13 protein-coding genes are annotated in these 15,436 nt (G+C 38.7%); 9 read left to right on the forward strand and 4 right to left on the reverse strand.

Annotated features, from left to right (window positions below; translation table 11 throughout):
- Positions 1-127: 127 nt before the first annotated feature.
- Entirely contained in the window at positions 128-1,003 is an 876-nt protein-coding gene (locus RMB06_RS16180; protein WP_311080349.1) for an EamA family transporter, read from the reverse strand.
- Positions 1,004-1,121: 118 nt separating this feature from the next.
- On the opposite strand from RMB06_RS16180, the gene RMB06_RS16185 reads away from it, so the two are divergent.
- Positions 1,122-1,589: an Lrp/AsnC family transcriptional regulator gene (locus RMB06_RS16185; protein WP_017399965.1), complete on the forward strand. Its 468-nt coding sequence runs from the start codon at positions 1,122-1,124 to the stop codon at positions 1,587-1,589.
- Positions 1,590-1,677: 88 nt separating this feature from the next.
- Here the strand turns inward: RMB06_RS16185 and eat are convergent, their stop codons facing one another.
- The gene (gene eat / locus RMB06_RS16190; RefSeq protein ID WP_311080350.1) at positions 1,678-3,093 is read right to left on the reverse strand and encodes an ethanolamine permease; all 1,416 of its coding nucleotides are present in this window, start codon (positions 3,091-3,093) and stop codon (positions 1,678-1,680) included.
- 181 nt (positions 3,094-3,274) lie between these two features.
- Here eat and RMB06_RS16195 point away from each other — a divergent pair, with 181 nt between their 5' ends.
- The 3 genes from RMB06_RS16195 to RMB06_RS16205 all read left to right on the forward strand — a co-directional run bounded on the left by RMB06_RS16195 (position 3,275) and on the right by RMB06_RS16205 (position 7,019).
- Positions 3,275-4,276, forward strand: coding sequence for a phosphotransferase (locus RMB06_RS16195; protein WP_311080351.1), 1,002 nt, complete (start codon positions 3,275-3,277; stop codon positions 4,274-4,276).
- 74 nt (positions 4,277-4,350) lie between these two features.
- On the forward strand, positions 4,351-5,676 hold the full coding sequence (locus RMB06_RS16200) for a haloacid dehalogenase-like hydrolase (RefSeq protein ID WP_311080352.1): 1,326 nt from the start codon (positions 4,351-4,353) through the stop codon (positions 5,674-5,676).
- A 308-nt stretch (positions 5,677-5,984) separates the two neighbouring features.
- Positions 5,985-7,019 carry an AraC family transcriptional regulator gene (locus tag RMB06_RS16205; RefSeq protein ID WP_311080743.1) on the forward strand — a complete coding sequence of 345 codons (1,035 nt, stop codon included), beginning with the start codon at positions 5,985-5,987 and terminating at the stop codon, positions 7,017-7,019.
- A 148-nt stretch (positions 7,020-7,167) separates the two neighbouring features.
- Here RMB06_RS16205 and RMB06_RS16210 read toward each other — a convergent pair whose 3' ends face one another.
- Positions 7,168-8,508: an aspartate aminotransferase family protein gene (locus RMB06_RS16210; RefSeq protein ID WP_311080353.1), complete on the reverse strand. Its 1,341-nt coding sequence runs from the start codon at positions 8,506-8,508 to the stop codon at positions 7,168-7,170.
- 403 nt (positions 8,509-8,911) lie between these two features.
- Here RMB06_RS16210 and mutS point away from each other — a divergent pair, with 403 nt between their 5' ends.
- The 5 genes from mutS (at position 8,912) to RMB06_RS16235 (ending at position 14,474) form a co-directional block, all read left to right on the forward strand.
- Positions 8,912-11,551, forward strand: coding sequence for a DNA mismatch repair protein MutS (gene mutS, locus RMB06_RS16215; protein ID WP_311080354.1), 2,640 nt, complete (start codon positions 8,912-8,914; stop codon positions 11,549-11,551).
- Between the two features lie 61 nt (positions 11,552-11,612).
- Positions 11,613-12,143, forward strand: a complete 531-nt coding sequence (locus RMB06_RS16220; RefSeq protein ID WP_311080355.1) for a GNAT family N-acetyltransferase — start codon at positions 11,613-11,615, stop codon at positions 12,141-12,143.
- A 344-nt stretch (positions 12,144-12,487) separates the two neighbouring features.
- Entirely contained in the window at positions 12,488-12,811 is a 324-nt protein-coding gene (gene fdxA, locus RMB06_RS16225; RefSeq protein WP_002051033.1) for a ferredoxin FdxA, read from the forward strand.
- Positions 12,812-12,942: 131 nt separating this feature from the next.
- Entirely contained in the window at positions 12,943-13,665 is a 723-nt protein-coding gene (locus RMB06_RS16230; protein WP_182924206.1) for a D-Ala-D-Ala carboxypeptidase family metallohydrolase, read from the forward strand.
- A gap of 140 nt (positions 13,666-13,805) precedes the next feature.
- Positions 13,806-14,474 carry an O-methyltransferase gene (locus tag RMB06_RS16235; protein ID WP_262462439.1) on the forward strand — a complete coding sequence of 223 codons (669 nt, stop codon included), beginning with the start codon at positions 13,806-13,808 and terminating at the stop codon, positions 14,472-14,474.
- A 116-nt stretch (positions 14,475-14,590) separates the two neighbouring features.
- On the opposite strand, the gene RMB06_RS16240 is transcribed toward RMB06_RS16235, so the two are convergent.
- Positions 14,591-15,433, reverse strand: coding sequence for a universal stress protein (locus RMB06_RS16240; protein ID WP_002115820.1), 843 nt, complete (start codon positions 15,431-15,433; stop codon positions 14,591-14,593).
- Positions 15,434-15,436 lie beyond the last annotated feature (3 nt).

Here is a 15,436-nt window from a genome sequence, read left to right on the forward strand (position 1 = left end):
TGATACTTGAGTAAGTGTTACTTACTGTTTTTATATTCTTTTGTACAGAGGCAGCCTTTTTAAGGGGGCTCTATTTATTATTTATCCCCCCTTCAAAACGACTTATCCAGCTTTTAGAGATGCGGCATCATAGATGAGCAGGCTTTGCAGTATTACGTTTATAAGAAAAATAAGAACATCCCGCACACGATGCCATAATAATCATTATACCTAGGATCTGAAAACTGTTTAATCGTTCATCTAAAATCAGCCATCCAGCCAAAGCACTCACCGCGGGTGATGCACTCAATAAAATTCCAAAAACTCGCGGATGCAACTTTTTCATAGCAACCATATCTAATATAAATGGAATCGCACTCGCTAGCATCGCCATGAGTAAACAGGTAAGAAGAATCTTATAACTATCAAAAATATGGATAATGTGAGATGCACCTAAAGGCGTTGCAAACAAAGCCGCTAGAAACATTCCTGTTGCAACAGAGCTTCCGCCACCTTGTGCAACTTTAGAGCCATAAATAACATATAGCCCCCAACCCACGGCAGCCACAAGCGCATACGCCATACCAATAAAGCTAAAGTTATTATTTGAATTGCCCATAGGTAAAAAAAGCAAACCAATAAGAGATAATGCTCCCCAAAAATAATCTAATTTATTTTTAGACATTAAAATAGCAACCGTAAGCGGTCCTAACACTTCAATGGAAATCGCGATCCCAACAGACATATAAGAAAATGCTTTATAAATTAAAGTATTCATTAAAGTGAGGATGGCCCCATAAATAATGAGATTTTTCCAATTGGTCTGTCTGTTCCAGTCTCTCCAAGGTTTATAAACAATCCATAAGAAACATGCTGCTAAAGCAAGTCGAGTTAAGGTCACTCCTTCTGCACTCAGAATTGGAAAAAGGGCTTTTCCTATTGATGCTCCTATTTGTACAGAAACTAAAGATAGAAATGCGGCTGCAAATGCCATGCCTTGCTTGGAGTTTGTCTCAATCATCATATTTACCGCTCTGGGAATGATTGAAATTTTAATTCTATGTAATCAATATATTTCTTCTATTTCCCTCAATAAAACGATTAAATAACTCTATATTTAAAGCTTAATGAGAGATTTACTCATGTCAGATATTTCTTTAGATAATTTTGATTATGCAATCTTAAGAATACTGCAAAAAGACAATAAAACTTCGCATCGAGAAATTTCTGAAAAAATTGGCCTATCGGCTGCTTCCGTTCAAAGACGTATATCTCGTATGGAAGAAAAGGAAATTATTTTAAAAAATTGCGCTATTTTAAATCCGCTGAAATTTGGAGAAAAAATTACTTCTATTATTGAAGTCCGACTTAGCGAAGACCGCTCAGTAGTGATGGATAGAGCGAAGCAATACTTTGCTTCTGTTGAAGAAATTCAACAGTGTTACTTTGTGAATGGAGGCGTCTCTTTTATCATTATTATGCTGAGCAATAACTTATCTCATTTTGAAAGTTTGGTTAGAAAACATTTTGCTGATAATGAAGATGTAAAAACATATCGAACCTTAATTGTTTTAGACCGCGTGAAAGTAAACTTTGAGTTAAATATTTAAACTTTTTAATTTTGGCTTTTAAACGTTTCAATCATTTTATAAAATTTAAAAAGAGGCCGAAGCCTCTTTATTTTTATCTCATTCAAAATCAGTCATCAATCATGGCGAACTCTTGCTCAGGCGTGCCTTTCACTAAATGGTGACGGCTATATAACAAGTAATAGAGTATAAATCCGACATAAATCAGCGCAGCCAATAACCAAACTTTTGGATTGACCATTAACCCTGCAACGACAGCACCAGCAGCAAGAATCAAGGCAATACAAGACGTCCACATTCCACCAGGCGTTTTATACGGGCGTGGTAATTCAGGACGAGATAAACGCAACTTGATATGTGAAAGCATCATCAACACATAAGAAATTGTTGCACCGAATACTGCCATTAAAATGAGTAAATCACCCTCACCTGTTAAAGAGAGTAAAAAGCCAATAATGCCCGGAATGATAATGGCCCAATATGGCGCTTTATTTTCATTGGTAAGTGATAAGTTTTTTGGCAAATATCCCGCACGTGACAATGCAAAAATCTGACGTGAATATGCATAAATAATTGAGAAAAAACTTGCGACCAGACCAGCAAGACCTACAAAGTTAACAAAGCTTGCCAACCATGTGTGCTGACCATATACCGCAATGAGTGCATCAACTAAAGGTGCTCCCGAATTTTTTAATGCATTTGAACCCGCTGCGCCTGCACCCAAAAATAAGATTAAAAGTGCAAACGATGCCAATATCAACATTGAACCAATCAAACCGCGTGGTAACGAACGTACTGGATCTTTTGCTTCTTCGGCTGCCAGTGGTACCCCTTCAACCGCAAGAAAAAACCAGATGGCATAAGGTACTGCTGCCCATATTCCCATATAGCCAAACGGTAAAAATTGACTTGCACCTGCATGAGCGCTGACTGGAATATCAAACAATCGTGCACTGTCAAAATGTGGAAGCATCGCAACAATGAATACGACCAGTGCAATACAAGCAACGGCGGTAATTCCAAACATGATTTTAAGCGCTTCACCTGCACCTTTAAGATGAATGCCCATAAAAACTAAATAGCAAATTAAATAAACAGCCCAACCGCCCAATCCAAAGAGTGATTCGCAATATGAACCGATAAATACGGCAATCGCAGCAGGTGCAATTGCATATTCAATTAAAATCGCAGTCCCTGTGAGGTAGCCTCCAAAAGGACCAAATGCAACGCGGGCAAAACTATAGCCACCGCCAGCAGTGGGCAACATCGTCGACATCTCAGACATTACAAAGCTCATGCAGAGATACATAAACGCGACGATGACTGTTGCAATAAAGAGCCCACCCCAGCCACCTTGTGCCAGTCCAAAATTCCAACCCGCAAAGTCACCCGAAATGACGTAAGAAACACCTAGCCCCACTAAAAGTAACCAACCTACTGCCCCCTTTTTTAACTGACGTTTTGCAAAATACTCTGCGTCCTGTTGTAGAGCACCAACATCTACGCTTAATTCAGACTCTTTCATTGTCGTATTGCCTTATCGACTAAATTTACACCACCAATAGTTGCGCAAAAGATATTCATAAAACTTGACAGCAAAACATCTCCCCGACCACTTGAAGTCAAGTTGATTCATTTTTTCTTTTATAAGATCGACGGCATCTCAACACAGAACGTGTTTAAAAATTAAATTGAGGAGTTGGGTTATGTCTGTAGAACAAAATGAATTTTTAAGCCAAGTTCAATTACAAATACTGGCAGAACAAGCAATTAAACAGTATCCATCAGACTATCAAGGACAGGTCAAACTATTATGTCAGTCTGAAAATGCAACCTTTCAGATTTCAACAGGATCTACCCGATATGCACTTCGAATTCACCGTCCCAACTACCACAGCAAATTGGATATACAAAGTGAGCTTGAATGGTTAGATGCCTTAAATGCAAGTGGTATTCAAGTTCCTGTTGCGATTGCAGATCAATCAGGTGAGCGTGTCATCACTTTAAAACTATTCAATGATATTTATCGTTATGCAGTCCTTTTCAACTGGGTTGAGGGCGATATGCCGACTGTTGAAGTTGACCCCACTGCATTTGAGCAACTAGGACAAATTACCGCAAAGTTGCATGTCCATAGTAAGACATGGCAAGCGCCTGAAAACTTTCAACGTATTGTGTGGAATCATGAAACCATGATCGGTGCAGATGGACACTGGGGAAACTGGAAAAATGCACCTCATTTAAGACCTCAAGATCACGGCGTAATTGAAGAAGCGATTGCACAGATTTCGAAAGATTTAAATTTCTTTGGTAAAACCCAAGAACGTTATGGCCTGATTCATGCCGATTTGCGTTTAACTAATTTATTACTACAACAAGAACGTATCGGTGTGATCGATTTTGATGACTGCGGCATGAGTTGGTTTATGCATGACCTCGCTGCTGCAATTAGCTTCAATGAACATTATGCAAATGCACCTCATTGGGTTGATTACTGGTTAAAAGGCTACGAGCGCGTAGGTCATATTCAGTCTGAAGAATATGAAATGATCCCGACTTTTATCATGCAACGCCGCATTCAAATGATGGCTTGGAATGGTTCTCACGCACAAACAGAAATGGCTCAAAGTCTTGGAGACCAATGGTCCAATGAAACTGTGCGTCTTTGTAAAAAATATCTAAACGGTCAAATGCCTGTAGGAATTTGAAAAGTGATTTAGATCGCTTTTCTTCATTTTCAATTTTTAGTTTTTAAATTTTATAGAATTTAAAGGAAGGGTTTATGCAAGCTACCCATCAACTGAGCAAAGTTGCCAAAGCACTATTACTCACCAGTAGTCTGGCAAGTATGCTTGCTCTAAGCGCATGTAATTACAACCCTATACAAAGTACACCTCCCGCAGTCGCTATTCCCAAAAAGGAATATATCCAAAAAGGTCAATGGGACGCTTTTAACTTTGACCAGCTTAATCAATTAATTGCTAGCTATGGAAAAGATAGCCCAAACTACAATCCTGACAAACGCCCGTATATTGTCACTGACTTTGACAATACCTCTGTGTTTTTAGACATCGAAGAAGCAACATTAATTTATCAGCTTGAACACTTAGCGTTTAATGTCACGCCAGAGCAGCTTAATCAGATTATTCGCAAAGGAATTAGCTCGCAAAATTTTGAAGCCGCCTACAACAACCAGCAAGGCCAAGCCGTCAATATTGATAAAATTGCCCCAGATATTATTGCCAGCTACACATGGCTTTATCACCACTATAGCGGTCTACAAGGTAAGCAAACTCTGGATCAAATTAAACAAGATCCACACTATCTCGATTTCATTACTAAAATGAGATATCTATATGCGGCGATTGGAGACACGTTTGATCATGAAGTTGCGTATCCTTGGGTTACTTATTTATTTACTGGATTTACCGAACAACAAGTTCGTAATTTGGTAAAAGCAACAGTTGCTTGGCAAATACAACAACCGATTGGACCTGTAACATGGACCTCTCCCGCAGCACTTTCGGGCCAAGCAGGTGTTGTGAAAACCACTTGGGAAAATGGTTTAAGACCATACCGTGAAATGCAAAATCTATTTAAGGCCTTTCAGGATAATGGCATTGATGTCTATGTCTGTTCGGCATCTTTTATTGATGTGATTAAGGAAATTATTTCTAATCCAAAGATCGGCTATAACATTAATGAAAAAAATGCCTACGCGATGGAGTTAGAACGAGATGCACAAAATCGAGTTTTACCTGAGTTTCGTCATGGTTATGCTCAAACACAAGGTAAAGGCAAAACCGCAACCATCCAGCGTTTTTTAGTCTCTAAATATGGTTATGGGCCAATTTTTATCGCGGGTGACAGTGAGGGCGATCAAAATATGATGCAAGATTTTGCGACGACTCAGAAGGTTCTAATTATTAATCGATTGCGCAGCCCGAGTTCTGATATTGGAAAGTTTTCTCAGCAGGCTATGCAGGGCTATGGTCAAGCCAATCCTAAGTTTTTATTACAGGGCCGCGATGCCAATATAGGTCAATTTAGACCTTCAATGGCTAGTTTAAGTTATGGTGCACAAACGGCGAAAACTACAAAAAATTAGTATTTCACTTATTTTCTCATGCCTACAATACATGTTGTATGCATGAGAAGCTGCTTAATTTCTTGTTTTAGTTCTGCCCTTTTTGCCTATCTCTAATGCATTTTCTGCCTTCTTTTAGTTCGCTACCCAACCTTAAATACAATGATTGATGTCTTGCTAGAGAGTCAAATCTGAAACTTAAAACAGCAAAACATAAGTCATTATTTTATAAAAGTTTTTAACAAAACAAAATCATGGACGCAAGCAAAAACTGGTATGGCTTTTGCTTAATATAAGAATAGTTAGGAATAAATATCATGAGACTTGACATGTTACATCTCAACCCAGCTCATCTTGTCGATTCAAATATGTGTAATCAAGGTGTATTGTCTGCAGCCGCCTCTGGATTAAGCGAGTTTATTCATCAAAAAGGTGCAGATGTTGATCGTGTTTTGGGAATTAGTGGTATTAATCCTGAACTCTTAATTAGCCCAACTTTGAGCTTACAACTACCCAATTATTGCAAGGTGCTAGAACAGGCAGCATTGGTTTCTGGTTGTGATAATTTTGGTTTGCATTATGGTCAACAGTTTCAACCGAAATCCTTAGGACTTATTGGGTACATTGGTCTTTGTTCAAACACCTTAGAATCTGCACTAATGAACATGACCAATAACTTTTATTTGCATCAGAAAGATACGCTTAATCGAATGGTCGATTTAGGAGATAACTGGCGCATAGATTATCAAGTTCAACACGGCGCGATTTTAACTCGTCGCCAAGATGCAGAACTGACTATGGGCATGTTTATGAATGTGATCCGTGAAGTGATGGGCCCTCATTATTCACCACGCGCAATTCACTTTGAGCATACTCGACCTGAATTCTGGCAAGAACATAGCAAATTATTTAACGCGCCTGTTTATTTTGATCAACCATTTAACTCCATCATCATTTCAAAAAAAGACGTCCAGCATAATATGCCGGGCCGTGATTCTATTTTGTTAACAGTGATTCTAGATACGTTGCACCTACTCAATCGCGCTTCACCAAGTCAATGTCTTGCTGATCAAGTACGCTCTCACATCCAACTTGAACTGAGTGAAGGTGAACCAAACCTTGAAAAAATCGCTCATGATATTGGTTTAACTAGTTGCACCCTTACCCGCCGTTTAAAAAATGAAGGACTGACCTTTACCCATTTAGTCGATCAGGTCCGTTGTGAGTTGGCCGAGCATTATATTAAACAGAAAAATATTCCAATTTCAGAAATGGCATTCTTATTAGGTTACTCAGAAGTAAGTGCTTTATCTCGTGCATTTAAACGTTGGTTTGGTGTTACGCCACGTCAATTAAGACACTAAAACATCGCAAATACAGGCCTTGAATAAAGGCCTTTTTATTATTTAAGCAAATCGAGATAACTTCTAACGACGCATAAGATATGAACAATAAAATACCCTTCAAATTAGATTTAACATCCAACTTGAAGGGTATTTTTTATAGAAGGTCTTACTTTAATTTTGTTAAGGCTTGATCTAAAGCACCGACTAACCAATCAATATCTATTGTTTGGAAAGCCAAAGGTGGGCGCAGTTTCAATACGTTGCCATAAGGACCTGCAACTGAGGTTAAAACTCGATGAGTATTTCTGAGCTCTTCAATAAGATTCAAAGCCAATGCTTTATTCGGTTCTTTTGTGGTTCTGTCTTTAACCAGTTCAAACCCTATAAATAAACCAGCGCCACGTACGTCGCCAACCACTTCATGTTTTTCCATAAGCTTAGTGAGTTCTTTTAGAAGTAGCCCTCCCACATATTTACTATGGGTTTGCAATTCTTCTTCCTGAATGACTTTAAGTACAGCCTGTGCCGCTGCCATAGAAACAGGATTACCACCAAAAGTATTAAAATATGGAATTTTATCGCTAAAAGCAGCAAGAACTTCACTCTTGGCTAAAAGCCCTGACACTGGAACTCCGTTACCCATTGGCTTACCTGTGGTAATGATATCAGGCACAACATTGTGGCGACCAAAGCCCCAGAAAGAATCGCCAGTGCGTGCGAAACCCGGTTGTACTTCATCAGCAATAAAGATCCCACCATTGGCATGCACGACATCAACCGCTTTTTGTAAAAACCCAACAGGATTAGGCATTACACCGTCAGAAGAAAATATTGAGTCCGCTAAAAAACCTGCAAACTTAATACCTTTTGCGTTCATATCGTCAATTTGCTGTTGAATTTGCTGCGCGAACCATGTGCCCAAATCATCAGTTTGAATTCGATAATAATCAGGTGCTGGAACTAGACGAGTTGTAGCATCTAAAGGTTGCTCAGTTCCCAGTGCTGGAGAGCATCCTGAGGTTAAGCTACTGGTTCCATGATACGACTCTTGAGACACAATAATTCCTGTACCGCCACTATATTCACGGGCAATACGAATCGCTAAATCATTCGCTTCCGAACCTGTACACATATACATGGCACGGTCAATTTCATCGGGAGTGGTTTGTAAGAGTTCTTCGGTATAATCCAAAATATTTTCATGTAAATAACGGGTATGGGTATTGAGCATTTTCATTTGCTCATTTACCGCTTCAATGACCGCAGGATGACAATGACCAATGCTAGCAACATTGTTGTAAACATCAAGATATTGATGACCTGCTGCATCCCATAAATATTGCCCCTGACCTTTCACCAGATGCACGGGATTACGATAAAACAAGCGATAGGATTCACCTAAAATTTTATTTCTTTTATCTGTCAGTTTTCGGGTAGCATGATCCAGCTCAGCAGCATGTTCTGGACGAAAGCTATTGGTATCCATAATGGTTGAACGCGTACCCATGAATGACTCCTCTATTTATATTCAGCATACTTTTGCGCGAGACAATGACTGACGTAGGCAATTCATACTCTGATTCGACATATTTCAGTATTTGTTTGAAGTTACGCAAACCATATTGCTTAAGTATCTTTAAAAAAACTTGACCTCAGACCACTTAAGCCACAATTTGAAGTCAACTTATTGGTCTTATACTTCAGAGCTTCACTACTCTTTTTTTCAATAACTCAAATTTGTTACCATTACACATCTGGAGTGACTCCAATTCGCTTTATACTATGGATGCCAATTTTCAAAGTTCATCCAGTTGTGTTCTTTTCTTGAATGACATTCATTTTTAAAAGACTTGAAATTGGTTAGATGACCAAACGTAAAATATTACTGATTTTTTAAGGGTTTAATACGCATGAATAGCGCTGAAATCATGGCTGACTTATCTTCTCACACACCTATGATGCAGCAATATCTCAAAGTTAAAACGGACTATCAACATGCGTTGCTGTTCTACCGTATGGGTGACTTTTATGAACTCTTCTTTGAAGATGCTCATTTAGCAGCCAAACTTTTAGGCATTACCTTAACCCATCGTGGTAAAGCCAGTGGCCGACCTATTCCAATGGCGGGTGTTCCCTATCATTCAGCCGAAGGTTATTTGGCGCGACTTGTTAAAGCTGGGCGCACGGTAGCCATTTGCGAACAAGTTGGAGAAGTAACAGGCAAAGGCCCTGTTGAACGTAAAGTTGTTCGTATTCTGACCCCTGGTACATTAACTGATGATGCATTACTCAGCAGTTATCAATCATCTAATCTCGTTTCATTGTGCATTCATCAAAACCAGATCGGTTTTGCTTTACTCGACTTGAGTGCGGGCATTTTTAAAGTTCAACAACAAGATTACAAGCCAGAACAATTGCCTATTGAACTTGCGCGTTTAATGCCAAGTGAAATCTTGATTGATGAAGACTTGGTCGACACCAATATTATCGAACAAATTAAAAAGCACTTAGATTGCCCTGTTACTAAACGTCCAAATGTAGACTTCAATCTAAATAATGCACAAAAAACCTTATGTGATCAGTTTACGGTATCAACACTTTCAGGTTTTGGTTTAGACCCATTACCTTTAGCCAAAGCTGCTGCCGCTGCACTTATTCACTATGCAAAAGAAACCCAAAAAACTGCATTACCGCATATTCGTTCAATCCAACTTGAACAAAGTACAGACTTTATTGCGCTCGACCCAATTACGCGTCGCAACTTAGAAATTATCGAGCCATTATTTGAACATGGAACATCATTATTTCAACTGGTAAATGATTGCCAAACTGCAATGGGTGGCCGTCTATTAAGCCGCACACTCATGCAACCTGTGCGTGATACTGCATTGCTTGATGCTCGTTTAGATGCGATTGAGCAACTCATTCAGGGGTATCATGAAAACCCAGTTCGTTTAGTGCTTAAAGAAATTGGTGATATTGAACGTGTGCTTAGCCGCGTTGCGCTAGGCAGTGCGCGACCACGTGATTTGGTGCAACTTCGTCATGCATGCGCACAAATTCCAGCTTTAAGAACGGCGTTAACTCCAGTCATTCAAGCGAAGAAATCTAAGTTATTAGTTCAACTAGATGAAGAACTTGGAGACTTCAAAGCGCTTCATCAACATTTAATGGCAGCAATCGTTGAAAACCCTCCCGTATTACTTCGTGATGGCAATGTAATTGCAGAAGGATATGATGCTGAGCTTGATGAATTACGCCAAATTCGTGATCATGCAGGTCAATTCTTAATTGATCTAGAAATTAAAGAGCGTGAACGTACAGGGATTAATACCCTTAAAATCGGTTATAACCGTGTAAGCGGTTACTACATTGAACTGACTCGTGCTCAAGCAGAACAAGCACCAGCCGACTATATTCGTCGTCAGACTTTAAAGAATGCTGAACGCTACATTACCCCTGAGCTAAAGAGTTTTGAAGATAAAGTCCTGTCGAGTGAGTCACGTGCACTCTCTCGTGAAAAAGCATTATTCGAAACTTTGCTTGAAAACCTTCGCGAAAATATCGCTCATCTACAAATGATGAGTTCAGCAATTGCTCAAATTGATGTCATTGCAAACTTTGCTCATCAAGCACGTTTAAATAATTGGGCACGCCCTGAATTTACTCCAGAAACGGGTATTAAAATTCAGGCTGGTCGACATCCTGTGGTTGAAGCATTAAATAAAGCTCCATTTACCCCAAATGATACTTTCCTTGATGCTCAGCACCGCATGGCAATTATTACTGGTCCAAACATGGGCGGTAAATCAACCTTCATGCGCCAAACGGCATTAATCAGTTTACTTGCTTATTGCGGTAGCTATGTTCCGGCTAAAGCCGTCAAGCTTGGTCCAATTGACCGAATTTTTACCCGTATTGGTTCAGCCGACGATTTATCTACAGGCAAATCTACCTTTATGGTTGAGATGACAGAAACTTCGCAAATTCTGCACCATGCTACAAATCAGTCGTTGGTGTTAATGGATGAGGTTGGCCGTGGAACCAGTACTTATGACGGTTTATCTTTAGCATGGGCATGTGTGGTCGATTTAACCAAGCGCGTAAAATGTTTATGTTTATTCGCGACTCATTATTTTGAGTTGACCGAACTTGGTAGTGAGGCAGGAATCGATAACTATCATGTCACGGCGCAAGAACTGAATGGCAATCTGATTTTATTGCATAAAGTTCAACAAGGCCCTGCAAGTCAAAGTCATGGTTTACAAGTTGCAAAATTAGCGGGGATTCCTGCCAATGTTATTAAAGAAGCGCAGAAGCGTTTACGCATTTTAGAAAAACAGCAGCAGCAACATCTACAAACCAGTTTTCAAAATGATTTGTTTGCTCCACCAGATGCAAACTCTGGTTCACAAATCATAGAGAAAGTGGTCGAGATCGAAGTTTCATCCCCTGCTCTAGATTTACTTAAGCAAATTGAAGTTGATAATTTATCGCCTCGTCAGGCGCTTGAACAACTCTACGAGTTAAAAGCTGCACTCAAATCTTAATAAAGCACTTCCGAATAAGCAGGCTTAGGTCTGCTTATTCATATCGGAGAATAATATTTATATGATCTTAAGATCTTTGCAAAGTTCAGAAATTGATCTTATTTGGCAGCAGATTAGCCGCCGTGAATTAATCACTCAAAACTACATACAAAAACAGCAACAACTAGAATTGGTTGATTGTTTTTTTGATGTACAAAATTGGGACTCATATCATCTAGAAAATGACCCACCTAAACTCAAACAACTCTTTGCACAAGGTTCAATATTTATCGGTGCTTTTGACGCCTCTGAAAAGCTCGTTGGCGTGAGCGTAGTCTCAAATCAACTTATAGCGGATTACCCACAAGCGAAATTACTCCATTATTTCTATGTGGATGCTGACCAACAAGGTCAAGGCATTGGTTCCAAGCTAATGCAAGCCGCAAAAGAGTCCGCCAAGCAACTCGGTGCAAATCAACTGTATATTTCAGCAACCCCAAGTCGACGCACTGTAGACTTCTATATGAAGCATGGTGCGCGACTGTTAAGTACGCCAGATCAACAACTTTGGCAGCTCGAACCTGAAGATATTCATTTACTATGTAAGCTTTAGCTTTAAAAATTTAAGGTTTTCTAAGCAAAAAAGTCGTAAATCAAAATTTGTAAAACAAAAAATAAAAAGTTAAGGCGTTTAATAAAATAGATGCCTTGACTTAAATGACATCTAAATAATTAAATTAAATATTTTTTAAGTTATTGTTTTATAAAATATATTATTATTTTAATTTTATAGACTACGCTCTGCTGGGTTTACAAGATATGTTTGATTATCAACGTATTAACTTATCTTCATATGCATGAATAAAGAATATCAATAAAAGCAATTGTTTGTTTACCCCTTTTTTGCCTAAAATAAGCTATTCGAAATGAAACCATATTTTTTAGGTAGCTGTCGCCATGACCTTTGTTGTCACTGAAAATTGTATTAAATGTAAATACCAAGATTGCGTAGAAGTTTGTCCTGTAGACTGTTTTTACGAAGGTCCGAATTTCCTAGTGATTAATCCGGATGAATGTATTGACTGTGCATTATGTGAACCAGAGTGCCCGGCAAATGCAATTTTCTCTGAAGATGAGTTACCTGAAGGTCAAGAAGTATTTATTGAATTAAATGCTGAACTTTCTCAAAAATGGCCTAACATTACTCAAATTGGTGATCAACCAGCTGACCGTGAAGAATGGAACGGCAAACCTGATAAATTACAATATCTTGAAAAGTAATTTCAAAAAAGATCAGCAATTGCTGATCTTTTTTTATACCCTATTCAAACATTTCATTGCAAATTCCTCGTAATTTGTGCACTGTTTTGCATTAAAATACCCGCAATATTTATAAGTGCTTAATTTTTCTTATGCGGAAGTTTTTGCAGAGTATGGTGCCCTTATGCATAATCCCAGCGGTTATGGTAGGTTGTGTCAGCTCTCCCCAACACACAACAACAGGCAAAACCTCTCCAAGTGGTAAACGAATCTTTATTCCACAAGAGCGCGTTATTATCGAGCGCCCAATTCCCCCTAAAGTTGAGCCTGTATCTTATCGAAGTTGGTTAAGTTCTGGTGAAAATTACCAACGTGTTCGTGAATACGAAAAATTCTTAACCCGAAATAACGTTGCAGGCATTGTGCCAAGCTTTGAGTTATTACGTTCAGCACGTGATTGGCAAAAATGTGGACGCTCAGAATATGCCGTTCCTAATCGTGAACTTTGGGGAAATTCTTTATCTACCCTACGCGTATTTAAATATTTAGTTGCAGCAAAAGTTCTTACCGACTTTGAAGTGACTTCGGTTTACCGAGATTTACCTTTAAATGAATGTGCAGGCGGTGCAAGCTCATCTAAACATTTATTTAACTCGGCAATCGATTTCCGTATTGGTCCTGAGTTCCCACAAGCTCAAGATTATGCATTTATCGAAAATACCAAGTTTAAACTTTGTCAGTTCTGGGCTCAGCATGGTCAAAGCTTAAATATGGGTATTGGTCTATATAGTTCGGGGCAAATTCATATTGATACTCAAGGCTATCGTACTTGGGGCCCTGACCTCACCCGCAACAGTTCGATGTGTAATTTCTAATAAAAAAAACTCCTTTCAACTGAAAGGAGTTTTTTTTATTGTTCATTTCCCAATCAACCAAAATTTCTTGAAACGAAGATTTTTGCACTCTATGCATAAACGTTTAAAATAGCCCGATCAACATATAGGTAAATTTGATTATGCAGCAGATGTGGACAGACATTGACCAATATATCGATTCACATTTAATTCCCGAAGACCCGCGACTCGAATATGCATTAAAGAATACCGATGAACACGGCTTTTCAAATCATCTTGCAGTAGCACCTAACCAAGGTATGTTCTTGCAGATGCTTATTCAAATGAATAAATGCAAACGAGTTTTAGAAATCGGAACCTTTGCTGCATACAGTACCATCTGGTTAGGCCGTGCCTTACCTGAAGATGGTTATTTACTCACCATAGAAGGCCGTGCTACTCATGCCGAAATGGCGCAGAAAAATATCGATCATGCCAATCTTCCTGTAAAAGTTGATCTTCGAGCTGGCCGTGCTGCAGATATCCTTTCTGCGATTGATCCTCAATCTATCGCGCCTTTTGATTTTATTTTCATTGATGCAGATAAACAGGGTTATCCTGAATATTTAGAATTGAGTCTGAAATTCTCAAGATCAGGTACGATTATCGTACTCGACAATGTAATTCGTGCAGGTGATATTTTAAATCCTGACAATAAAAAACCGAGTATTGAAGGCATCCGTGAAATGTTTAAAGCTTTAGAAAATCATCCGCAAATCTTGTCTTGTACAGCCTTACAAACAGTTGGCTCAAAAGGTCATGATGGCTTCGCAATTGCAATTGTGAAATAATGGTTAAAAAATCATCTTTTTTATTTTATTATTTATAATCAAATAATTACTTTTATTACTGTTGCTTTTCCATATAGTTATCCACAAGATTTGCGGATAACTATATGCAAATCTCATCATTTAGCCACAAGTAATGGTACAGTCGCGTTTCGGAATATAGTTGTCGCAATACTTCCCAAGAAGAATTGGTGAATTTTGCTATGGCTAAATGCCCCTAGCACAATGATCTGAATACCGTGCTCTTGTTGGTACTCTAAAATATTTTGTGCAACATCACCATAACGGTAAACGGTAACTACATCTAGACCCGCTTGTTTAAGATAATGTTCTGGTTCATTTAATATTTCTGGATGATCACCTACATACACCAAATGACATTGCAGTGTTCGCAATAAGTCACTTTGGGCAATACGGCGCATCATTTTTTGACAAGTTGGCGAATATTCATAAGCAAAGATAAATCGTGTTGGCACTTTAAAGTTTTCACCAATAGTCAAAACAGTACAATTCGCACCACGAATGAAGTTTTCAACATTGCTACCGATTGGTTTATGTTTCTCGGCTGCTCTTTCCCCGACTCGACCTAAAATAACGATGTCATTTTCATGTAAGAGATTAAAACTTTGTTCTAAAAAATCACCTTTTTCTTGAATTTTTGAACTGGTAATTCCGTGTTTTTCTTGAATAAGATCAGAAATATGGCGGAGTAAATTATTACTATAATCTAACGCGAGTTCACTTTGTTTTTGCTCTAACTCAGCTAACTCTTTTAGCAGCATTGCATTGCTTTCAAAGCCGATTACCCCACTAATTTCACCAAGATGATAACTGGCTGGGTAATAGTCCAGAATTTGTAATAATACAAGTTCCCGTCCGGTTGCTTTAGCAACCCATGCTGCTGCATCAGCAATAGCATTAATACACGGTGATGAGTCAATACACGCAATAACACGATTCATGTT

The sequence above is a fragment of the Acinetobacter sp. V104_13 genome, assembly GCF_031798995.1.
GTDB lineage: Bacteria > Pseudomonadota > Gammaproteobacteria > Pseudomonadales > Moraxellaceae > Acinetobacter > Acinetobacter pittii.